Here is a 23625-nt window from a genome sequence, read left to right as displayed (position 1 = left end):
GTAAATTCAAATATCCGGTTGATAAGTTTAACCGTTATTTTTGTACCGGCTGCGGAAGGTGCACGCGGACCTGTATGGCGGATATCAGCCTGATTGAAACTGTAAATTCCCTGCTTAGTGAAGAGGGGCATGAATAATTGAAGATACGCCCCGCGCTTATAAGGTATTGCGCGGGTGTGCCCTTGTGGGCAAGGAGTCAATATGCTTGAACGTGAGATACTTTTGGAAAAAATGAGGACTACCCCTTATCTGCCGATGAAGGCTAAGATCATCGAAGCGCAGATGGTTACGGATAAGGAAAAATTCTTCCGTATCCAACTGGAAAATAAAATTAATCTTGGGCATGTTCCCGGGCAATTTGTGATGGTTTCTATTTTTGGTTTTGGAGAAGCTCCGATTTCGGTCTGTTCATCGCCAAGCGATAAAGGTTATTTTGAGCTTACCGTAAGAAACGTCGGCGTATTTACCGATAAGCTGCATAAATTAGGCAAAGGGGACCAACTAGGCATCCGCGGCCCTTTTGGCAGAGGATTTCCCGTGGATAATATGTTTGGTTACGACGTGATGATTGTTGCCGGAGGATTAGGCATCGTCCCGCTGCGCTCTTTAATCCGGTACATTATGCACAATCGCAATGATTTCGGCAATGTGCAGATCCTGCTTGGCTGCAGGAGCCCCAAAGAACTGTTATTCGAAGAGGAAACCAAGGAATGGATGAAAAGAGCTGAAATCAAATTCAATTGTACCGTTGACCGGGCAGATCCGGAGTGGAAGGGTAATGTCGGCCTGATTACTACCTTAATTCCCGGAGTAGACATCAATCCTACCCGCACCTACGGGGTTGTGGTTGGCCCGCCGATTATGTATAAATTTGTTATCGTCAAATTACTGGAGAAAAAGATACCCGACCATCAGATTATTGTTTCTTTGGAAAGGCGGATGCGCTGCGGTTTGGGTAAATGCGGGCACTGCCAGATCGAAGGGGTTTATGTTTGCCAGTCGGGCCCGGTATTCACTTATAATGATTTAAAAAAATTTAAAGGAGAGTGTCATGAAAAAGCAATCTAAACCCAAGGTGGCATTTTTTGATTTTACGGATTGCGAGGGCTGCCAGCTGCAGTTTGCCAATATGGGCAACACTTTTCTTGAATTGACCGAGCTTGTCGATATCGTCAGCTTCCGGGAAGTTATGTCCGAAAACGGCCAGGACTATGACGTTGCTATCGTCGAAGGAAGTATTACTACTGATAATGATGTCGCGCGGATTAAGAAAATCAGGGAGAAGGCGAAAATTTTAGTGGCTTTTGGTTCTTGCGCGACTATTGCCGGAGTAAACGGGATCAAGAACCGCTCGCCCCTAGAGTTGGCCAAACAAAGAGTTTACGGGGACAAGGCCGGGTTGATCAACACCATTAAGGCCATGCCGCTGGACGCGGTAGTGAAAGTGGATTATTATATCCTTAACTGCCCGCCTTATATTCCCGAGATTATTGCGGTCCTCAAAGCAATCCTTTTGGGTAAGCCTTATCCTTTGCCCAATTACGCTGTTTGCGTGGAATGCAAGATGAATGAAAATGTCTGTCGTTATGAAAAGGATCAGGAGTGTATGGGCCCGGTTACCCGCGCCGGATGCAACTCCTGGTGCATTAATAACGGAAACCGCTGCTATGGCTGCCGAGGGTTGGTTGAGAAACCGGCAAGTGACGCGGCAAAAGATATCTTGCAAAAATACGGGTTAAAGGTAGAGGATATCCTGAATAGTTTTACTTTATATAATGATTCTATGGGGGAGAAATATGACCAAGAGTTCAAATAAGATAGATTCGCAAAACCTGAATGTTGATGTGCATTATCTGACCAGGGTAGAGGGCCATGGTAATATTGTTGTGGACGTAAAAGAAGGCAAGCTGGCTAAATGCGAGTTTCAGGTAATTGAATCTCCGCGTTTTTTTGAGTCGATGCTTGTCGGCAGGTCGATCTGGGAAGCCCAGCATCTGACCAGCCGTATCTGCGGCATTTGCGCTTGCGGGCATACCCTGGCCAGCATTAAGGCGGCAGAGGATGCCTTGGGCGTAAAACCATCAGCTGAAGTAGTGATGCTCAGGAAGCTGCTGCTATACACCGAGATGCTGGACAGCCATATTTTGCACATCTATATTCTGGTTGCCCCGGATTTATTAGGGGTAAAAAGTATTGTTCCTTTGATCAAAACGCACCGGCCGGTAATTGAGATGGCTTTACGGATGAAGCGGATGAGTGATTATGGCGCAGAGGTGCTTGCCGGCAGGCATATCCATCCGATAAGTTATGTTATCGGCGGGCTTACCCAGCTTCCGTCAAGGGAAGGACTGGAAAAATTGCATACCCTGATGTTAGAATCGCGCAAAGACGGCGAAGCGACGGTAAAGATCATTAAGACGCTTAAATTTCCGCAATTCCAGAGGCCGACTCAATATATGTCCCTGACCTCTGATGATGAATACGCGATGTATGACGGAGATTTAATGGTCAACGGGGAAAAGAGCAAAGTGCGGGATTACCGTAAACTTTTTATGGAATCCGTGGTCGATTATTCCAAGGCTAAAATTTCCAAGATCAACGGCAAGTCTTATGCCGTGGGATCCCTGTCGCGTTTTAACAATAATTTCAATAAGCTGCACAAAAAAGCCAAGGCAGTAGCCGCCGAATTAGGGCTAAAGGCTCCCTGCTATAACCCTTACCTTAATACTGCCGCTCAGCTTGTGGAATGGGTGCACTGCCTGGAAGAATCGATTACTATACTGGAGAAGATTTTAAAAGACGGATTAAAGGAGGAGGGGGTGGTGGTTGCCTCCTGGCCAAAGAGAAGTGAAGTTGGCAAGATCAAATATAAACCCAATACCGGCACAGGATGCGTTGAAGTACCCCGGGGTTCTTTATTCCATGAATATACAATTGATGATTCCGCGCATATTACGGCTGCCAACTGCGTGATTCCTACCAATCAGAATATAGGTAATTTAGAGGATGATATGCGCAAACTTGTCCCGGAGTTGTTGGGTAAGAAAACTCAAGAAGAGATTACCCTTGATCTTGAGATGTTGGCCCGTTCCTATGACCCCTGCATATCCTGCGCCACGCATTTGCTGGACGTAAGCTTTGTCTAAAAAAATCGCGGTAATCGGTTTAGGCAACAGTTTAAGGAGAGATGACGGAATAGGGGTAATTATTCTGGGGTCCCTCCTTAATCATTATCCGCGCCCGGGTATCGACTATCTTGATTTTGGCATTGCCAGTTTTGATTTAATCCATCGCCTGCAGGACTATGATACGGTTTTACTTATCGACGGTATCAACGCAAAATTGCCGATAGGGGAGTTAAAGATATTTGGTTTAGAGCAAGCCTCTTTTACAAATAAAGACAGTGCGCTCTCATCCCATGAACTAAATCTTAAGGATATTTTCAGGTTAACCTCCGATTTGGAGATTACAACCAAAATTTATGTTGCCGGCATCCAGGTGGCTGATGTAGGTTTTGGCGAATCTTTAAGCGGTACATTGCAAGAAAAGCTGCAAGAGTTGACCGAACAAGTTGATAAATTTATCCAAGAAAGGCTGCTTTAGTTTAAGATGTGTTATGCCATACCGGGGAAAGTTGAAAAAATAGAGAATAACACGGTCACCGTGGATTATTTTGGCGAGAAAAGGAAAGCCCATAACGAACTGTCCAAAATCGATATCGGCGATTATATCTACGCGCAGGGAGGATTTGTGGTCAGCAAGATTTCTCCCTCTGAGGCCCAAAGTATTCTTGCGGTATGGAAAGAAACGTTTTTCCAATTGCAGGAGGTGGATTTAAAGCTTTCCCGCCTGCAGTTTAACGGTACGCATACGGATAAGAAACTATTTGCAATATTGGATAAGGCCAGCCAGTCAAGAGAGCTCAGCCGCCGGGAGCTGTTGTACCTATTGGGGTCAAAAGACAAGCACAAGATAGAGTTATTTTTTAAAACAGCAAATTTCCTGCGCCAGAAATACCATAAAAATTCCTGCTGCGTCCATGGGATAATTGAGATATCCAATTACTGTTGCCAGGGTTGCCAGTATTGCGGGATATCTTATCATAATAAGGAACTGAAGCGCTATCGCATGAGTAAGGATGAAATTTTACAGGCGGCTAAAGAGGCGGTTGAAGTTTATGGATTTAAATCTTTAGTTTTGCAAAGCGGAGAGGATCCCGGATACACCATTGATGAATTAGCGGATATCGTTAAACAGATCAAGGAAAAATTTCCCGCGCTGATTTTTATAAGTTTTGGCGAGATCGGAGTAGAGGGTTTAGAAAAACTTTATCAGGCCGGAGCCCGCGGCCTGCTGATGCGTTTTGAAACTTCCAACCTTAAGCTTTATCAGAAGGTGCATCCCGGGATGAGCTTAGAGAACCGGCTGCTGCATTTACGCAAGGCCTATGCTCTGGGTTACTTAATCCTTACCGGAAGCTTAATCGGCTTACCCGGGCAGAGCAATGAAGATATTTTAAATGATTTATTTCTGGCTAAAGAGCTGCGCGCGGAGATGTATAGTTTCGGCCCTTTTATCCCGCATCCGGCTACGCCTTTCTCAAATCACAAGTCCGTGCCGGTAGAAGAAGTGATTAAGGTCTTGGCCCTGGCCAGAATTGTAGGCGACAACAATGCCAAGATTCTGGTAACTACCGCTCTGGAAACTTTAAGCAAGGACGCGGCAAAAAGCAGCCTGCTTGCGGGAGCAAATTCGCTGATGCTTAATGTTACCCCGTTATCCTATCGGCCATTTTACTCTATTTATCCGGACAGAGCGCATCAATCCGAGGATATTTCCGCCCAGATTGAATCCACGGTTTCTCTCTTGCGTTCTTTAGGCCGCGCCCCAACCGATCTGGAGGCGCTTTAATTTTATGAAATATATTAACGCAGAAAAAATAAATAATTTATTAATTGAGGCGGTAAACACTGATCAGCGCGCGCTTGATGCAATTCTGAATAAAAGCCGTGCGCTTAAGCGGCTTACAATGGCTGAGTCAGCGGCTTTGCTTGCGGTGGATGATCCCGGATATATTCAGAAGATATTCAGCGCGGCTAATTCAGTTAAGGAAGAGATTTATGGGAAAAGGGTAGTGCTCTTTGCGCCACTTTATATCAGCAATCTTTGCGCTAATAATTGTTTATATTGCGCATTCAAAGCGGATAACCCGTTGATTAAGCGTAAGGCCCTAACTGTGCCTGAAATTAAACATCAGGTAGAGTGGCTCCTGGGGCGCGGCCACAAGAGAATACTGATGGTTTGCGGGGAGGCTGCCCCGGAAGATAAATCCAATATAGATTATTATGTCCAGGCAGTTAAGGCTATTTATGCGGCAGGGGTGGGCAAGCATAAAATAAAAAGAGTTAATGTTAATTGCGCGCCGCTTGGCACTAGCGAATTTAAGCGGCTTAAGGAGAGCGGTATTGGAACTTATCAGGTTTTTCAGGAAACATACCATGAAGAAACGTACCGCCGGATGCATCCTAAAGGGCCAAAAAGCGATCCGGATAACCGGATTGATGCGGTTGACCGCGCATTTACCGCGGGAATAGATGACATAGGGATTGGGGTTCTTTACGGTCTATATGATTACCGCTTTGAAACTTTAGGCCTGCTTTCCCATATTGAACACATGGAAGAGAAATTTAAGGTCGGGCCGCATACTATTTCTGTGCCGCGCATTGAGCCGGCAGAAGGCGCGCAATTGTCTTTTAATCCTCCCTGCAAAATTTCTGATGATGAGTTTAAGAAAGTAGTCGCGGTTTTAAGGCTTTCTGTGCCGTATACCGGGATAATCATGTCGACGCGTGAAGACCCGCTGCTGCGCGATACGCTTCTAAGCCTGGGTGTTTCTCAGATTAGCGCTGAATCATCTACCTCACCCGGAGGTTATTCCACTAGCGCCGAAGAACAGGCAGGCGGCCAATTTTCTCTTGGCGACCATCGCAGTTTGGATGAAATAGTGGGGACTTTAATTGCCCATGATTATATTCCCAGTTTTTGCGCCGCTTGTTACCGGATGAACCGGACCGGTGAAAGTTTTATGCAGTTGGCTAAGCCCGGAACGATTAAGGGTAAATGCAAGATGAACGCTTTGATTACGTTGAAAGAATATCTGGATGATTTTGCTTCCGTGGCAGTCAGGGATACCGGCTATAAAATGATCGCGCGGCATTCTAAAGAACTGGCTGCGTCTGAACAAGTTAAACTGAAAGAATTTTTTAGCCGCGTCGAAAAAGGGCTAAGGGATGAATATGTCTGATTTGAGCAAAGCCGGTAAAATAATCGCTAAAGAACTTATCGTCGATCATGCCGGAGTAAGGGTTGTCAAGCTGACGATAAGCGCCCCGGAGATTAGCCGCAAAGCCGGCGCCGGGCAATTCGTCGTAGTTATGCCCAGCGAAAAAGGAGAGCGGATACCGCTGACTATTGTTAAGGCAGATAGTTTCGCCCAAACCATAATCCTTATTTTCCAGGAAGTGGGACTGACGACTAAAACTTTAGGTGCCCTTAATGCAGGCGATACTCTATACGCGTTGGTTGGCCCTCTGGGCCATGCTACCAAGATAAAAAATTATGGCAAAGTTATTTTAGTCGGCGGTGGAGTAGGGATTGCCGAAATTTATCCTGTGGCAACAAGCCTAAAGCAGGCAGGAAACAATATTACGGCGGTCATCGGGGCCAAGACTAAAGAATTATTAATATTGGAAAAAGAACTTAGGGATACGGCGGATAAAATTTATCTGATGACTGATGATGGCTCGCTTGGCCAAAAAGGTTTTACCACTGATGTTTTAGAGGACCTGCTTAAAAAAGATAAATATGATTTAGTTTACGCGGTAGGGCCAATCCCGATGATGAAGAAAGTTTCGCAGATTAGCCAGTCTTTCAATATTAAAACAATTGTTTCATTAAACGCGCTGATGGTTGATGCTACCGGGATGTGCGGTTGCTGCAGGGTAACCGTTGCCGGAAAAGTTAAATTCAGCTGCGTAGACGGCCCGGAGTTTGAAGCTGGCCAAGTTGATTGGGAGGAGCTGGAAAAAAGGAACTCCATATATCTGGAGAAAGAGAAGCATATCTGTAAATTAAAATTTTAGGCCCTGTTTCCCGATTGAGTTGGAAACTGTTTCCAATATGACTAAAGAACCCATTAAAGCAAAAGAGTTATCTGCCGATAAAAGGATAAGCGGATTCGATGAAGTAGTATTAGGATATTCAGAAAAGGAGGCTTTAGCTGAGAGCCTGCGTTGTCTCCAATGTAAAAATCCTACCTGCATTTCGGGCTGCCCGGTAAATATCAATATCAAAGAGTTTATCTTCCAGGTTGCTAAAAAAGATTATGCCGGAGCTTATTTTACTATCCGCAAAACGAATAATTTTCCTTCGATTTGCGGCCGGGTTTGCCCGGCGGAATACCAATGCCGCAAAGCCTGCGTGTTGAATAAAAGCAAATTAGCGTATTGCAGCTCCGAGGCAATCAATATCCATTTTTTGGAGAGGTTTGTCGGCGATTATGGAATGCGCAATAACTTGCAGGCACCGGTAGAAAAAGATGCCCAATCATCGGAGGCCAAAGTAGCCGTGGTTGGCAGCGGCCCGGCAGGGTTATGCTGCGCCGGTGAATTAGCCAGAAAAGGGGCGGCGGTAGTTGTTTTTGAAGGCCTGCAGAGTTGCGGCGGAGTTTTAAGGTATGGCATTCCGAACTTCCGTCTGCCGCGGGAAATCCTTGATTATGAGATTAATTATTTAGCTAAGTTAGGGGTAGAATTTAAAACCAATGTTCTGGTGGGTAAGACCGTCTCTTTGGATGAATTATTTCAGCAGGGGTTTAGCCGGATTTTCTTGGGGCTAGGCGCCGGAGTGCCGTTATTTTTGGGTATAAAGGGAGAGAACCTTTGCAATGTTTATTCGGCTAATGAGTTTTTGACCCGGATAAACCTGATGTCCGCCTACAAATTCCCCGAATACCACACTCCGGTAAATATCGGCCGGCATGCCCTGGTTGTCGGAGGGGGCAATACCGCCATGGACGCGGCGCGCTGCGCTCTGCGCCTGCAAAAGATAAACGGCATAAAACCGGACGTAAAGATTATTTACCGGCGCACGGTAACCGAGATGCCGGCGCGCAGGCTTGAGATTAAACACGCCGAAGAAGAAGGGATTAAATTTAAATTCCTGGTTCAGCCCAAAGAGTTTCAGGCTGATGATAAAGGCTTTGTGCGGCAATTAAATTGCCTCAATTGTGAACTTAAAGAAGCGGATGCTTCCGGAAGGAGAAAGCCCGTTGCTTTAGAAGGCAGTGATTTTAGTATTCCCTGCGACCTGACGATTATTGCTATCGGTTTAGAGGCAAACCAGGTTTTAACCAGCGCCACCCCTGAATTAAAAACCGATAAATACAAAGATATTGTGATTAATCCTGCGACCATGGAGACCTCGATTAAGCATGTTTTTGCCGGCGGAGATATTGTCGGGGGAGAGGGGACGGTTATTGAGGCCATGGGTATGGCCAAGAAGGCCGCAATAAGTATCCTGCAAAATTCTTGACAAAGAAATTCCCTGTATTATTATATAGTTTAAATATTACGCCTTGATTTTGCAGAGTAGCAAAGGCGTCTTTTTTAAAACCCAACTGCCTGATTTTTAGGCAAAATCTGATTAAGATTTGAGATTAAGGAAAGGGGAGTCTTCATGATTCAATGGCCGAAAACAAACGATGCTTTAGGTACGGTAAACCGGGGAAATCCTTGTGAGAGCGGGTTATGCACCCTTTGCCGCGTAGACTGTATGGGTAAATGCGAGACCTGGCTTTCCAGTTTAAAAGGAAGAAAGCTTCTGTATCCAAGGGATTATAGTTTTACTACCGCCGGAAGCGCAAACACAACTCATTTGGGAGTCGCTTATAATTCTTTGCGGATTAACGGTTATAATTATGGGGCATACGGCCTTCCTAAGGGGCTGACGAATTCCGAAGATGATTGTATTTTTCCTAATGTGAATATTGAGGGAGAATTCGGGCAGGCAGTTAAAACCAAATTTAGAGTTCCGATAATGACCGGGGCGCTGGGCTCAACTTTCGTCGCCGCCAAATACTGGGAGTCTTTTGCTTGCGGCGCGGCCCTGGTAGGCGTGCCGATCGTTGTTGGGGAGAATGTAGTCGGTATTGATAAACAGGCCGAAATTAAAAATGGAAGGATCCTCAAGGCTCCTGAATTGGACAGAAGGATCGAGACGTTCCTGCGTTATTACGACGGCTATGGCGCCATTATCGTGCAGATGAATGTTGAGGATACCCGTAACGGGGTTGCCGAATACGTAATTGGTAAATACGGCGACAAAGTGGTTATTGAATTAAAGTGGGGCCAGGGCGCCAAATGTATCGGCGGAGAGATCCAGGTTACCAGCCTTGAATACGCGCAGTTTCTTAAAAAACGGGGATATGTTGTTGATCCTGATCCTACCGTGCCTGAAGTACAGGATGCTTTTAAAGCGGGAGCGATTAAATCTATCGCCCGCCACAGCCGTTTAGGCTATACCAGCCTTTCTTCGGAGAAGCAGGTAGAAGAGAGTTTTATGGAAGCAGTTAAATACCTGCGGAAGATCGGTTATAAGAGAATATCGCTGAAGACTGGTTCTTACGGGATGGAAGCTTTAGCGATGTCGATTAAGTACGCTTCCGATGCCAAGCTTGATCTGCTGACAATTGATGGCTCCGGCGGCGGTACCGGGATGAGCCCTTGGAATATGATGGAAACCTGGGGCGTTCCTTCCATATTGCTGCATTCCAAAGCTTATGAATACGCGGAAATTTTACGTAAAAAAGGCAAAAAGGTGGTGGCTATGGCTTTTGCCGGCGGCCTTGCCCGCGAAGATCATATATTCAAAGCTTTGGCATTAGGAGCTCCTTATACCAAATTAGTATGTATGGGCCGGGCGTTAATGATTCCCGCATATCTGGGATCTAATATCGAAGGCGTGTTGAATCCATCAGCCAAAGCCAGGGTAAGCGGAAGCTGGGATAAGCTTCCGGCATCAGTAGCTGAACTTGGAACAAGCGCCGAAGAGCTTTTTGCCGGTTATTATGACCTTCAGAAAAAGGTCGGCAAAAATGAGATGAAAAATGTGCCTCTAGGCGCAGTTGCCTTCTGGACGCTGGCCGATAAATTAGCGGCTGGCCTGCAGCAGTTAATGGCCGGTGCCAGGAGATTCACGCTTAAGTCAATTACGCGTAGCGATATTTTCTCGGCAAACCGCCAAACAGAAAAAGAAACAGGTATATCTTTCATTACCGATGCAGCAGACGATAAGGCTAAGAAAATGTTGCAGGAGTAGTTGTTTGGTTGTAGAATAACACTTGTGGAAAATGAAAAAATACTAGAAGATTTTTTTCGCAGCCTCAAAGTCGCCCTTACCAACGCTTTCTCTTATTCCAAAGACCACCCTTATTTTATTAAATCCGTTGAAAACTTTAAGGTTAAGCTTGAAGATGCCCTGGCTGTTTTAAACCCGCTTAGAATCGGGGTAACCAGCACCGGTATCCTGGTTGACGGCAAAAATTTGGCTAAAAGCGGTTTCTATGACGAATTAGCCCGCCTGTTGCATCAGCGTAAAATCAAAAGCTTCGAAATTAGAAACGGTGTGAGCCTTCAGGAACTGGTCCAGTTTCTCTCGGTAATCTCCCTGTCACAAAAAGATATTTTTAAAGGCGGCGGAATTAATGCCATTCTTAAGGATAAACAGCTTGCTCATTTTACAATAGGGGAGCTGGACTACTCTGCCTTTTTGCAGGAGCAGGGGCAGGAATGCGCCGACATTTGGGGATATATACTTAAGGAGGCTACCCACAGTAATGACCCGGCCAAATTAGAGGTACTGGCCGATGATTTCGGCCCGCTGATCAAACGCAGCAGCGAAAAAGATATTCTTGAAACCGAAGAAGTCCCTTCAGATATCCATGAGTTCCTGGTTTGTCTAAGGGGAAAGAATAAGGAAAAGTTCGATAAATGCTCAAAGGATCTTTTTTTATGGCTCTTACGCAATAAAAAATCCCTTAATGAAGAAAAACTGGCAAAGCTGGTGCCTGTCTTTGATAGTTTAAGCGCGGAGGATTTTAGCGCCCTTCTCTGGGAGGGTATTTCCCAGGAGGATAATTTCGATGATTTAAGTTTGCAGCTTTTTTCCAAAATCGCCGAGCAGAAAAATCCTCCGAAGATTGCCGAAGGGTTCCTAGCCAGGGTAAAGCAATCCCAGTATTTAAAAGATAATCCCAACGCGCTAAAGAGAATCCAGAATTTATTAACCGCAGGACATGATGACCGGGTATCCGCCGTATACCGTAACACACTGGAATCTTTAATTAAGGGGATTGCTCCTTCCGGAGGATTATTTTTTGACCAGCGGAGGCTTCGTGGAAATTACCATTATATAATTTTAAATATGCTTTCAACCGCCGGGGATGAGGATAACCTAGAATTAGCAGGGGAAATTTTAGAGAAAGAGTTTGCCGGTATACTTGAAGATAATGACCTGGATTTTTTAAAGAGTATTTTTAGCCTGTTGATGGAAAGAAAAAAACAGGGTATCGGCGTATGCGCTAATCTTGAAAAAAAACTTTCCGCATTTATCGAAAATATTGCGTTAAACCAATCCCTCTTGCCGCAGCAGGAATTTCTCCTGGATATGGTTTCTTCGCCCAGCCAGGATGTTGGTTATTACTTGGATAAAATATTCGCTTCTCTAAAACCCGGTAATCAGGTGGTGAGTTTATTTTTCAGGTTGTTTGCGCAGCAAATGGATGCTTTTTACCAGCGCCTGGGGCAGAAACTCCAGGATATGGAGTTTCTTGCCGGCTTAATCGATGCTTTAGGCCGGCTTGCCGACCCTAGAGCCCTGGAGGCTTTAGAATATATTTATTCTTCAGCTAATGAATTGATTAAGATCGAGGTGCTTACGGCCATGGCTAAATTTAAAAAAGTCGATGTTGATTTTTTGATGCGCCAGTTAAGTGCGGATTCCTTCCTGCTTAGAAAGAACTTGTTTTCTGTTTTGATATTGGATGCGCAGGCAAGAGAGAAGGGGTTGGATGTGCTGTTTAATATTCCTAACTTTTTTGGAAAAAAGAACGACTTGCTTATGGAAAACATGCAGCTTGTTTTTGATTTGAGATTCGTTGAGGCAGCCGGCCGAATCCGCGATTTGGCTCGCCTGAGATTTTTTTGGAATAAAAAAATGCGGAATAAGGCCAAACAGATTTTAAAGGAGTGGGATGTTTTCTAATATTGAGGCGGCTTTTAAAAGTTTACTTACCTGTCTTCAGGCTTATAAGATGTACGGCCTGAAGCATCCTATGTTTACCAGGTCTTTGGATAGCGCCTATGCGTCTTTTGAGGATGTCCTGGCAGAGCGCCAGGAGATGATCATTGGAATTGTCGGAGAGGACCTGGCTTTTGAAAAGGAGATCTTTTTTGATCTGAGTAAATTTCTGCGCCCGGCGATCTTATATTTAAAAGAAAGAAATATCGAAAGGCTTGCTTTTTTGCGCGGGTTAAGTAAAGATGAGCTGGGCATATTCATCGAATTTATCGCCCGGCCCAAAGAAGATTTTAAAGGGGATCTTCAGGAGATGCTTAACCTTGCCGGTATCCAGCATATTAATATAGGCAAGCTTAAGGTTGGGTCCGAAAAAGATAAGGCTGATGTTGGCCCGGCTCAACGCAGTCTTTATGATTCTTCCGCGGATAAGATTAATCAGGCTTTAAGCGGAGTGCTTAATTTTGAAAAGATCGACCATCTTGCGCTTAAACTTTCCATGGGTAATATTATGGAAAATTTAAGCACGCAGCGCCAGGAGCTGCTTAAGCTGGCTACGGTAAAAAGATACGATATGGAGACCTATATCCATATGCTCAATGTTTCTATTCTTTCCATGTATTTTTCTTCGCGCCTGGGTTTTGACAAGAGCGATGTTTTAAATATCGGCGTTGCCGCCATGTTCCATGATATCGGCAAGCTATTCATTTCGCGTAAAATACTGCATAAACCCGATAAGCTTACGGACCAGGAGTTTGGGCGTATTCGCAGCCACACGATTATGGGGGCGGAGATAATGCTTAAATATGTAGATACTTTGGGCCTCTTGCCTGTGGTCGTCAGCTTTGAGCACCATTTAAAATATGATTCCTCCGGTTACCCCCGGATGCCCTTATTAAGAAAGCAGCATATTGCTTCCCGGATTGTTTCTATCTGCGATGTCTATGATGCCCTTTCCCAAAGAAGGGGCTATAAACAGGATTATTCTCCTGACGTGGTCTATAATATAATGAATAAAGAGGGAGGCGCTTCTTTTGATCAGGAGTTACTGGATAAATTTTTTCGATTTATGGGCCTCTGGCCGGTTGGTTCGATCGTGGCGTTAAATGATGGGAGTATTGCATTAGTTAAAGATGAAAATGAATCCGACATCCGGCGGCCAAAAGTCGAGATTATCTCACCCCTAGATAAAAAACGCGTAGTTGATCTGGTCCAGGATAACAGTCTGAGTATTGAGCGTTACCTCAATCCCTGGAAGGAAGGCAAGGAGTATTTGCGTTTAGTTTGATTTCCATCTTTTGCTTCCGTCGCTGAAATTTTTCGCCCTGCGCTGTTACAGGTGACCCCGACAAGTTTCTCGCTCGAGGTCGATTTCTTAACGCCAATGGTCTTTCGCATTTCGGTGGCTGCTGAACTCGTGGTTTTTGCTCTAGCAAAAACCACTCAAACAGCATCGCCATCCCAAGATTGCCAACCTAAAGGTTGGCCTTGGGGTATCCTCGCTCAAGCTCCATTGGCTAAAATCGACACTCGCTGCGAAACTTGTCAGTGTCATTTATGTATATAGTATTAGCGGATGGCTTGGCTTGGTTCCGAGCGCACGTGAGAATTTTGCGCGGGCACGGATGCCCGGCTATCTACGAAGCTTGGCAGAGCGCAAAATTCTGGCCGAGCGCAGCCCCGCCTCGCCGGGGCGGGGCAAGCGGTGCGCGAGGAAACAAGACAAGACAGACGCTAAAGGCAGGACCCGCGCAGTATTAGGTTTTAAAAATAGTTTGACATTCTTAAACGCTTTTGTTATAGTTAATAAAACAAAGGCGTTTAGGAGCCGGATTGCCGGCACCAAACGCCTTCTTCACGTAAAATATGAGTAAATATATCTTTATCACCGGCGGCGTTATCTCGAGCTTAGGCAAGGGAATCGCTTCCGCCTCGATCGCTAAAATCCTGGAATCCCGCGGCCTCAAAGTCACCTTAATGAAACTGGATCCTTATATTAATGTTGATCCGGGGACAATGAACCCTTATCAGCACGGGGAGGTCTATGTTACCGATGACGGGGCGGAAACCGACCTGGACTTAGGCCATTACGAAAGATTTACCAAAGCGGCGATGACCAAGTTTAATAATGCCACTACCGGCCAGGTTTACAACGCGGTAATTTCGCGTGAGCGCAGAGGGGATTATTTAGGGAAAACTATCCAGGTTATCCCGCATATTACCGGTGAAATAAAAAATAGGATCAAGAAGGTTGCGGAAGTCAGCCGGGCGGATATTATATTGATTGAGATAGGCGGCACGGTTGGTGATATCGAAAGCCTTCCTTTCCTGGAGGCGGCCCGGCAGTTTGAGGTGGATGCCGGAGAAAAAAATGTCCTCTATATCCATCTTACCCTGGTTCCTTACATTAAGGTTGCCGATGAGATAAAAACCAAGCCCACGCAGCACAGCGTGCAAACGTTACGCCAGATCGGTATCCAGCCGGATATATTGATCTGCCGCACTGAAAAAACTCTTTCCGATGAGGTTAAGGAAAAAATATCTTTATTTTGCAATGTGAGGAAGGAAGCGGTTATTGAGTCCCGCGATGTGGAATCGATTTATCAGGTGCCGTTGGTTTTTAAGGGCCAGATCCTCGATGAAATAATCTTAAGCCACTTTGGTTTAATTTCCAAGCCATCCGATTTAAAGGATTGGGAGAAGAATGTGGTCGAACGCCTGTTATCTCCGCGAAAAACAGTCCAGGTGGCGGTGGTGGGTAAATATATCGGCCTGCAGGATGCTTATAAATCCATTTACGAAGCAATTACCCACGGAGGCATCAGCAATCAGGTAAAAGTAGAGGTTAAAAAGATTGACTCTGAAGATATTGAAAAGCATGGCGCGGAGAAGCTGTTGGCCGGAATAGATGCAATTTTAGTGCCCGGAGGTTTTGGGTGCAGGGGGATCGAAGGCAAGATTAAGGCGGTTGGCTTTGCGCGAAAAAATAAAATTCCTTTCTTAGGGATTTGTTTGGGGATGCAGTGCGCGGTGATGGATTTTGCGCGCGCTATCTGCGGTTTAGCGGATGCCAATTCCACTGAATTTAAACCCAAAGCCAAGAACCCCGTAATCAGCCTTTTAGTTGAACAGAAAAATATTAAGGATATGGGAGGGACAATGCGCCTGGGCGCCTATCCCTGTAAAATAAAAAAGAATACTTTAGCTGCCAGGATTTATAAGAAAAGCCTTATTTTTGAGCGCCACCGCCACCGGTATGAGTTTAATAACAAATTCCGTAAAAGATTAGAATGTAAAGGAGTAGTTTTTTCCGGGATTTACCAGAAGAAGAATTTGGTTGAGATTGTGGAATTGAAAAATCATCCATATTTTATTGCCGTGCAATTTCACCCCGAATTTAAATCCAAACCCGATGCGGCGCATCCTTTGTTTAGGGAGTTTATCCGCGCCGCCGCAGAAAAAAAATAATGATGCAGGCATTTCTTGCTTTAGAAGACGGCACAGTGTTTGAGGGCCTCTCTTTTGGCGCCAGCGGCCAGATTACGGGGGAAGTTGTTTTTAATACCAGTATGGCCGGATATCAGGAGATCATTACCGATCCCTCCTATAAGGGTCAGATCGTGGCCATGACTTATCCTTTGATCGGTAATTATGGAATCAATAAGGAGGACGCGGAGAGCCGCCGGCCTTTTTTAGAAGGTTTTGTAGTTAAAGAGTATAGTAAGATTGCCAGTAATTGGAGAAGTAACCAGGAACTGGGAGAGTATTTAAAAGAAAATAATATTTTGGCAATTGAAGGAATTGATACGCGCGCGTTGACTTTGTATATAAGAGAAAAAGGCGCGATGAAAGCGGTTTTGTCTACGCAGGATTCTGATGCGCGGAGCCTGGTGAATAAGGCAAAGCAAAGCCGGGGGCTAGTGGGCCTGGACTTGGTTAAAGACGTGGCCATTGCCCAGAAATATGTGTATGCGCAATCCAAAGACAACCGCTATAAAGTAGTTGTTTTAGACTGCGGGGTAAAGTTCAATACCTTGAGGGAATTAAGCCGCCATAAATGCAATGTTACGGTCGTGCCCGCGCAGGCAACTTATCAAGAGATCCTTGAGGAAAATCCCGACGGAGTTTTGCTTTCTAACGGCCCCGGAGACCCGGCTGCCGTGGGTTATGTGATTGAAACAGTGGCCAATCTCATCGGCCGAGTTCCGATTTTTGGGATCTGCCTGGGGCACCAGATGCTCGGGCTGGCTTTAGGCGGTAAAACTTATAAACTTAAATTTGGCCATCACGGGGCAAACCATCCGGTAAAAGATTTAAGGACGGGTAAAGTTTCGATAACCAGTCAGAATCACGGGTTTTGCGTGGATATCAACTCTTTAAATAAAAAAGATATTGAGTTGACTCATGTGAATTTAAATGACGGCACCTCAGAGGGTTTACGCCATAAAAAGCTGCCTTTATTTTCCGTGCAGTTTCATCCTGAGGCATCCCCCGGCCCGCATGATGCAGGGTATTTATTCGCTGAGTTTGTAAAATTAATGCAGGCAACAAAGAAACCAAAAAAATATGCCCAAAAGAACTGATCTAAAAAAGATCCTTATCATCGGAAGCGGCCCGATTGTTATCGGCCAGGCTTGTGAATTTGATTATTCCGGGACCCAGGCTTGCAAGGTCTTAAAGCAGGAGGGGTATAAGATAATCCTGGTGAATTCCAATCCGGCGACAATTATGACTGACCCGGAGGTTGCCGATAGAACCTATCTTGAGCCGATTACCGCCGAGATCGTGGAAGATATTATTGCCAAGGAAAGGCCGGATGCCCTCTTGCCTACGCTTGGCGGCCAGACTGCTTTGAATACGACTGTGGAATTGGAAAAAAAAGGAGTGCTCAAGAAATATAAGGTGGAAACTATCGGGGCAAATATAAAATCAATTAAAAAGGGCGAGGACCGTAAATTATTTAAAGCGGCAATGGAAAAGATCGGATTAGATCTACCTAAAAGCGATCAGGCTTATAATTTGGAGCAGGCAATCGCGGTATCGGAGAAAATCGGTTTTCCTTTAATTATCCGGCCCAGTTTTACGATGGGAGGAGCGGGGGGATCGATTGCTTATAATCTGGAAGAATTTAAGGTCCTGGCCAAGCGCGGCCTGGAATCCAGTATGATTAGTGAGATCCTGGTTGAGGAATCCGTGATTGGCTGGAAGGAATTTGAGTTGGAGGTTATGCGTGACTTAAAAGATAATGTCGTGGTTATCTGCACTATTGAAAATTTTGATCCCATGGGCGTGCATACCGGGGACAGCATTACGGTTGCCCCTATTCAGACATTAACGGATAGGGAGTATCAAAAGATGCGCGACGCCGCTCTTGCCTGTATTCGCGAGATCGGGGTAGAAACCGGCGGTTCCAATATCCAGTTTGCTGTGCATCCCAAGACCGGCAGGATGGTGGTTATTGAAATGAACCCGCGGGTTTCGCGCAGTTCCGCGTTATCTTCAAAGGCCACGGGTTTCCCGATTGCCAAAATTGCCGCTAAGCTTGCCGTGGGCTATACCCTTGATGAAATCCCGAATGATATTACTAAGTCAACACCCGCCTGTTTTGAGCCGGCGATTGATTATTGCGTGGTCAAGGTCCCGCGTTTTACTTTTGAAAAATTCGCTTTGGCGGATAATACGCTGGGAATATCGATGAAATCAGTAGGCGAGGCGATGTCCATCGGCCGTACATTTAAAGAGGCCCTGCAGAAGGGTTTACGTTCTTTGGAGATCAAGAAGTTTGGTTTAGAGAGTATTGTTTTTAATAACCCGGCCGATATTCAGCTGGATAATTCGGTCTTAGATAAGATCCGCCAGAAGTTAAAGCAGCCGAACGCGGAAAGGATTTTTTATATCGGCGATGCCTTTCGCGCTAAATTAGATATTGAGGTAATCCATGATTTAACTAAGATTGACCGCTGGTTTTTGCATAATATTAAAGAGATTATCGATTGCGAGAGAGAGTTGATTGAGAATAAAAATAATATAACCCATGAATTACTGAAGCGCGCCAAGGAGTATGGTTTTAGCGATAGGCAGCTGGCTAAACTTTTATCCCTGGAGGAAGCTGAAGTTTATAAGTTAAGAAAATCCATGGATATAACCGTGGATTTTAAGCTGGTTGATACCTGCGCCGCGGAATTTATGGCGCACACTCCGTATTTTTATTCCACCTACGACAGGTAAAGATAATCATGTCAGTTCAAGTAAAATTTCTGGGAGGCGCAAAGACTGTTACCGGATCCAGCCATCTGATTACGGCCGGTAAAGGCGAAATCCTCCTTGACGCCGGCCTTTTTCAGGGCCATCGCGATGCCTTCTATGAAATTAATACGACTTTTCATTATAATCCGCGCACGATCAAGGCCATGGTTTTATCGCACGCCCATATTGATCATTGCGGTAATATCCCCAATTTGATTAAGCAGGGGCTGCGTTGTAAGATTTATACTACTTCGGCGACCAAAGATTTAGCCAACCTTATGCTGATTGATTCCGGAAAGATCCAGGAAGAAGATGTGCGCTACGTGAATAAAATTAACCGGCGTATAAATATGCCTTTACGTAAACCGTTGTATACGGCAAAAGAGGCGGCCCGGGCCACTAAAATTTTCCGGCCCATTGCTTATAATCAAAAGTTTTGTATTGCCAAGGATGTTTGCGCCACTATTTTGGATGCCGGGCATATTTTAGGTTCGGGAACCGTTGTCCTGGATATTAAAGACGCGCAGGGTTCTTTGCGCCTGGGTTACGCGGTGGATTTGGGAAGAAAAAATCTTCCTCTTCTGGGGGATCCGGTAATCCCCAAAGGGCTTGATTATTTAATCATGGAGTCTACTTATGGCGGCCGCCTGCATCGGCCAATTGAAGAGGCGCAGTCAAAATTAAGAGAGGCGATCTCGCGTGCGGTAAGGCGCGGGGGGAAAGTACTCATTCCTTCTTTTACCTTGGAACGCACGCAGGAGGTAATTTATTTCCTGAATGAATTACTTAAAGACAAACTCATCCCTTCGGTGCCTATTTATGTGGATAGCCCGCTGGCTACCAGTATTACCGATCTTTTTGAGTACCACATCGATTTTTTAAATGACAAGACCAAACGGGCATTTGATAAGGGGGATAACCCGTTTGAATTATTAAACCTGCGTTTTATCCGCGAGCAAAAAGAATCCAAGGCCCTAAATTTCGATAAGCGGCCGATGATTATTATTGCCGGAAGCGGCATGTGTGAATCTGGAAGAATCCTGCATCACTTGCAAAATAATATTGAGGATACGCGGAATATGATTTTGATTGTCGGATACATGGCGGCCGATACTTTAGGCAGAAGGATAGTTGAGAAAAATCCTTTTGTGAAAATATTCGGCGTAGAATATGAACTTAACGCGGAGGTTGTCGTAATCAATGCTTTTTCCGGCCATGCCGACCAGACCGAACTCTTGGATTTTGTTTCCGGGTGCTTGCCGCTTAAACGTATTTTTCTGGTGCATGGAGAAGTTGAACAATCCCAGGCCCTTGCCGATATATTGATCCAAAAAGGGTTGGATGTGCATATTCCGGATAAGGACGAAGAAGTATTGCTTAATTAATATTTTTGTGGTAATATTTCCCTTGCTCACTTTGTTCGCAAGGGATTTCGCTATACAGGAACATAAGGTGCTCAATTTCTCTAAATATTTATTAAGGAGGGTTATAAAATGATCGGTGGTTTTTCTACTCCCAAAAAAGATAAAGCGCTTAAATCCAGCGGCGGAAAGCTGGTGAAGACCGGAGAGATCCTGGTCCGCGGTGTGGATACCTATAAAGCCGGCGTGAATGTCCGCGGCCCGGGCACTTTGTTTGCCCTTTGCCCGGGTAAGGTTTATTTTACCCGCAAGAAGACCAGCCATGGCCAGCTGCGCACATTTGTCAATGTTGCCCCGCTGGCAAAAACAGCCAAGAAATAAGAATGGCTGACTTAGCCAAAAGTTATTCTCATCGTAAGTATGCTTTAAGTATCATTGATACAGTTTATAGCATAACCCTGCTCCTGATTTTCTTAGGATCAGGGTTTTCTTTATCTCTTGAGGCATTCCTTAAAAGTATCAACCTGCCCAACTACCTGCTGCCAGCGGCATTCCTTTTAATCAGCTTGATATTATATTACGCATTGAATCTGCCGCTTAATTTTTATGCTGGTTTTACCCTGGAGCATAAATTCAACCTGACTAAACAAAAGGCCGCAGCCTGGTGGATGGATCAATTGAAATCCGCAGTATTGGGGTACCTAATTTCCTTGATACTGGTGCTGTCTTTTTATTGGGTTTTAGGGAAATTCAACCAATGGTGGCTGGTAATCTCCATTTTTTGGATATTTTTTAGCGTGGTTTTAGCCAAGTTAACCCCGATTTTAATTATTCCGTTATTTTTTAAATATAAGAAACTCGAGGATGAACTCCTGCGCCAAAAAATTTTTAATCTAGCCGCGAAAATGCGGATTAAGTTATTGGATGTCTTTGAAATCGATTTTAGTAAAAAAACGCTCAAGGCCAACGCGGCATTTACCGGGATGGGTAAAACCAGACGCGTGCTTTTAGCGGATACCTTAAAGGATAAGTATAGCCATGATGAGATTGAAGTAATTTTGGCGCATGAGTTTGCCCATTACCGGCTCGGGCATATTATCAAGTTGATCATTGTAAATTCACTGCTAACCTTAGGATTATTTTATCTGATTTTTAAGACCAGCGCGTATACTTTAGCGGTATTTAAATTAAATTCCCTTGCGCAATTAGCCGGCTTGCCGCTGGTTTTTCTTTATTTTATATTATTTGGGATCATCATGGCCCCCTTGGAAGCCTTGGTCAGCCGGCGATTTGAAAAAGAAGCCGATAATTTAGCGCTCAAAGTAACCGGCGCAAAAGAGGCATTTATTTCGCTGATGGAGAAGCTGGCTAACCAAAATCTTGCCGATAGGAACCCGCATCCGCTGATTAAGTTCTTCTTTTTTACCCACCCGCCGATTGACGAACGGATAAAATTCGCCAGTGATAAAGAATAAAAGGGAATAAAAGGGAATAAAAGGGACCGTTTCTATTTTTCTAGCATAGACCCGAGAAAAATAGAAACGGTCCCTAGTTTTTCTGCAGGAATTCAAGAATTAGTTTGGCCGCGCGTCCTGCCGCCCCAGGCTCGCCCAGAGATTCTTTTACCGCTTTTAGATCTTGACTCATGCGGTTGGCAGAAGGAAGATTTTGCAAAAGTCCGATAATTGCTTTGGCAATCATTTTAGGCCGGGCAGCGAACTGGATAAACTCCGGGACAATTTTTCTTCCCGCCACGATATTGACCATGCCGATATAGGGGATTTTTATTTGCGGCCGGTAAAGCAGGTAGTTAAGCATGTTGGTTTTATAGACAATGACAAAAGGTTTCTGCATAATTGCCGCTTCCAAGGTGGCGGTCCCGGAGCAGACTATGCTTGCTTGGGCGATATTCAGGCAATCGTAAGTTAAGCCGTCGATAATTTTGAAGTCCAAATTGAATTTTTTACATTCATCCCAATATAGCTGTTGATCTAAATTCGGGGCTTTAGCGATAATAAACTGCGTTTGCGGGATTGCTTTATTAATCAGGACTGCTGTCTTAAGCATCAAAGGCAGGATTATTTTTATTTCCTGTTTGCGTGAGCCGGGGAGCAGGGCAATGATTTTTTTGGATTGATCAATCCGGAAATTATTTACAAATTCCTGTTTTTCTAGAATAGGTTTTACCAGATCTATCAATGGATGGCCAACGCAGGAGGTTTGAATTCCCCGCTGTTGGTAAAACTCTTCTTCGAATTTAAAAAGCACAATCATCAGCGAGATAAATTTTTTTATGCAATTTATCCGGCCTTCCCTTGAGGCCCAAACCTGCGGGCTGACATAATAAATAACCGGTAGGCGTTTATTGATCGCCTTGGCCAGGCGCAGGTTAAAACCGGAAAAATCAACCAGGATTACGGCGTCCGGTTTATCGGCATCAATTTTTTTTAAGGTTGTTTTTTTTAACTTAAAGAATTTCGGCAGTTTCTTTAAAACATCGAAGAATCCCATGACCGCAAGCTCTTGGATATCGTAGAAAATTTCGCATCCGGCTTTGGATAAATGTGTTCCTGCGGTCCCGGATATCTTTATGTTCGGGTCAAGATTCTTAATTGCGCTAACCAAGTTTGCGGCCAAAAGGTCACCGGAAGGTTCACCGCAAACAATAAAGATTTTTTTTATTTGTGCCATATTTGTTTTTGGATTTTTAGCGCAACGGCCAAGGCTTGCCGGGCGATTGGGCCCGAAACCAGGGGAGTAGTTTTATTGGTAACGCAGGTAATAAAGGATTCCAATTCTTTTTGCAGAGGCTGCTCTTTTTCGATGGGCAGGTTTTCTTTGGTTATCTGTAAACCGATTTTCCGGTAAACCGAGGCTTGGGCGTTTTTATAATCAAGGGAAATATAAGTATCTTCCTGAAAAATACGTATTTTACGCATGGAGTCATCGGATACCCGGGACGCGGTAAGGTTGGCAACGCAGCCATTTTTAAAAGTCAGGCGGGCATTGGCAATATCTTCAAATTTGGTCAGGACGTTTATCCCTACGGAATCAATTTTCTTTAGTGGAGAACTTACCAGCCCCAGGACAATATCAATATCGTGGATCATAATGTCCAGCACAGCGCCTACGTCGAGTGAACGGTTAGGAAAGCTGGAAAGGCGGTGGCATTCGATAAATTTTGGCAGGTTAATTATTTTAAGGGTAGCGGCGAAGGCAGAGTTAAACCTTTCCACGTGGCCGACCTGGAGAATCAGCTTATTCCTATCGGCGATCTTAATCAGGTCATTAGCATCTTTGAGGGTTAGAGTAAAAGGCTTTTCCACCAGGGTATGAATCCCGGCTTTAAGGAACTCGGTTGTAATGTTATGATGCAAGAAAGTGGGGACGGCAACGCTGACCGCGTCCACCTTGCCAAAAAGCTTTTTATAGTCGCTATATCCTGCTACTTCTAAATTAGCGCAGGTTCGGTTTAAAGATTCCGGATTGGTGTCGCAGACCCCCACTAACTGGCAATTAGGGCTTTCCTTATATATTTTGGCGTGGATACTGCCTAAATGCCCTACTCCGATTACCGCCACCCTTAGTTTACTCATGTTTAAAATCATAGCAGAGCCAAGGCTCGCATGCAACTGATTTTTTTAGCGGTCTTTGTTAATTTAAA

The 23625-nt window shown here is 44.8% G+C and carries 20 protein-coding genes; 18 read left to right on the top strand and 2 right to left on the bottom strand.

Annotated elements, in window-relative coordinates; translation table 11 throughout:
• From PHG87_06970 to PHG87_06885, 18 genes are all read left to right on the top strand, one after another.
• On the top strand, window positions 1-137 hold a 137-nt coding region (locus tag PHG87_06970), incomplete at its 5' end, for a 4Fe-4S dicluster domain-containing protein (GenBank protein MDD5477917.1).
• Between the two features lie 64 nt (window positions 138-201).
• Window positions 202-1068 (top strand): FAD/NAD(P)-binding protein, encoded by an 867-nt coding sequence (locus tag PHG87_06965; protein ID MDD5477916.1) that lies wholly within the window; start codon window positions 202-204, stop codon window positions 1066-1068.
• A complete protein-coding gene (locus PHG87_06960; GenBank protein MDD5477915.1) occupies window positions 1052-1816 on the top strand; it encodes a cytochrome B in 765 nt (254 codons plus the stop codon). The genes PHG87_06965 and PHG87_06960 overlap by 17 nt, the downstream gene beginning before the upstream one ends.
• The gene (locus PHG87_06955) at window positions 1797-3146 is read left to right on the top strand and encodes a Ni/Fe hydrogenase subunit alpha (protein ID MDD5477914.1); all 1350 of its coding nucleotides are present in this window, start codon (window positions 1797-1799) and stop codon (window positions 3144-3146) included. The genes PHG87_06960 and PHG87_06955 overlap by 20 nt, the downstream gene beginning before the upstream one ends.
• Complete coding sequence (locus PHG87_06950; GenBank protein ID MDD5477913.1) at window positions 3139-3603, top strand: hydrogenase maturation protease; 465 nt, start codon at window positions 3139-3141, stop codon at window positions 3601-3603. The genes PHG87_06955 and PHG87_06950 overlap by 8 nt, the downstream gene beginning before the upstream one ends.
• Window positions 3604-3609: 6 nt before the next feature.
• Window positions 3610-4911 carry a [FeFe] hydrogenase H-cluster radical SAM maturase HydE gene (gene hydE / locus PHG87_06945; GenBank protein ID MDD5477912.1) on the top strand — a complete coding sequence of 434 codons (1302 nt, stop codon included), beginning with the start codon at window positions 3610-3612 and terminating at the stop codon, window positions 4909-4911.
• 4 nt (window positions 4912-4915) lie between these two features.
• Window positions 4916-6304: a [FeFe] hydrogenase H-cluster radical SAM maturase HydG gene (gene hydG, locus PHG87_06940; GenBank protein MDD5477911.1), complete on the top strand. Its 1389-nt coding sequence runs from the start codon at window positions 4916-4918 to the stop codon at window positions 6302-6304.
• The gene (locus tag PHG87_06935; GenBank protein ID MDD5477910.1) at window positions 6297-7142 is read left to right on the top strand and encodes a sulfide/dihydroorotate dehydrogenase-like FAD/NAD-binding protein; all 846 of its coding nucleotides are present in this window, start codon (window positions 6297-6299) and stop codon (window positions 7140-7142) included. The genes hydG and PHG87_06935 overlap by 8 nt, the downstream gene beginning before the upstream one ends.
• A 37-nt stretch (window positions 7143-7179) precedes the next feature.
• On the top strand, window positions 7180-8592 hold the full coding sequence (gene gltA / locus PHG87_06930) for an NADPH-dependent glutamate synthase (protein ID MDD5477909.1): 1413 nt from the start codon (window positions 7180-7182) through the stop codon (window positions 8590-8592).
• 144 nt (window positions 8593-8736) lie between these two features.
• On the top strand, window positions 8737-10377 hold the full coding sequence (locus PHG87_06925) for a glutamate synthase-related protein (protein ID MDD5477908.1): 1641 nt from the start codon (window positions 8737-8739) through the stop codon (window positions 10375-10377).
• 24 nt (window positions 10378-10401) lie between these two features.
• The gene (locus PHG87_06920) at window positions 10402-12321 is read left to right on the top strand and encodes a HEAT repeat domain-containing protein (GenBank protein ID MDD5477907.1); all 1920 of its coding nucleotides are present in this window, start codon (window positions 10402-10404) and stop codon (window positions 12319-12321) included.
• Window positions 12311-13642 (top strand): HD domain-containing protein, encoded by a 1332-nt coding sequence (locus PHG87_06915; GenBank protein MDD5477906.1) that lies wholly within the window; start codon window positions 12311-12313, stop codon window positions 13640-13642. Before PHG87_06920 ends, PHG87_06915 begins: the two co-directional genes overlap by 11 nt.
• A gap of 578 nt (window positions 13643-14220) precedes the next feature.
• Window positions 14221-15822, top strand: coding sequence for a CTP synthase (locus tag PHG87_06910; protein ID MDD5477905.1), 1602 nt, complete (start codon window positions 14221-14223; stop codon window positions 15820-15822).
• Between the two features lie 2 nt (window positions 15823-15824).
• Window positions 15825-16937 carry a glutamine-hydrolyzing carbamoyl-phosphate synthase small subunit gene (gene carA / locus PHG87_06905; protein ID MDD5477904.1) on the top strand — a complete coding sequence of 371 codons (1113 nt, stop codon included), beginning with the start codon at window positions 15825-15827 and terminating at the stop codon, window positions 16935-16937.
• Window positions 16921-18582 (top strand): carbamoyl-phosphate synthase large subunit, encoded by a 1662-nt coding sequence (gene carB / locus PHG87_06900; GenBank protein ID MDD5477903.1) that lies wholly within the window; start codon window positions 16921-16923, stop codon window positions 18580-18582. The genes carA and carB overlap by 17 nt, the downstream gene beginning before the upstream one ends.
• An 8-nt stretch (window positions 18583-18590) precedes the next feature.
• Entirely contained in the window at window positions 18591-19985 is a 1395-nt protein-coding gene (locus tag PHG87_06895; GenBank protein ID MDD5477902.1) for an MBL fold metallo-hydrolase, read from the top strand.
• A gap of 108 nt (window positions 19986-20093) precedes the next feature.
• Complete coding sequence (locus PHG87_06890; GenBank protein ID MDD5477901.1) at window positions 20094-20342, top strand: 50S ribosomal protein L27; 249 nt, start codon at window positions 20094-20096, stop codon at window positions 20340-20342.
• Window positions 20343-20344: 2 nt separating this feature from the next.
• Complete coding sequence (locus PHG87_06885; GenBank protein MDD5477900.1) at window positions 20345-21436, top strand: M48 family metallopeptidase; 1092 nt, start codon at window positions 20345-20347, stop codon at window positions 21434-21436.
• A 73-nt stretch (window positions 21437-21509) separates the two neighbouring features.
• On the opposite strand, the gene lpxB is transcribed toward PHG87_06885, so the two are convergent.
• Window positions 21510-22652 carry a lipid-A-disaccharide synthase gene (gene lpxB, locus PHG87_06880; protein ID MDD5477899.1) on the bottom strand — a complete coding sequence of 381 codons (1143 nt, stop codon included), beginning with the start codon at window positions 22650-22652 and terminating at the stop codon, window positions 21510-21512.
• Window positions 22640-23557 (bottom strand): Gfo/Idh/MocA family oxidoreductase, encoded by a 918-nt coding sequence (locus PHG87_06875; GenBank protein ID MDD5477898.1) that lies wholly within the window; start codon window positions 23555-23557, stop codon window positions 22640-22642. Before PHG87_06875 ends, lpxB begins: the two co-directional genes overlap by 13 nt.
• Between the last annotated feature and the right edge of the window lie 68 nt (window positions 23558-23625).

This window comes from Candidatus Omnitrophota bacterium (assembly GCA_028716245.1).
Lineage (GTDB): Bacteria > Omnitrophota > Gorgyraeia > Gygaellales > Profunditerraquicolaceae > UBA6249.
This window is presented reverse-complemented; position numbering and strand designations above follow the sequence as displayed.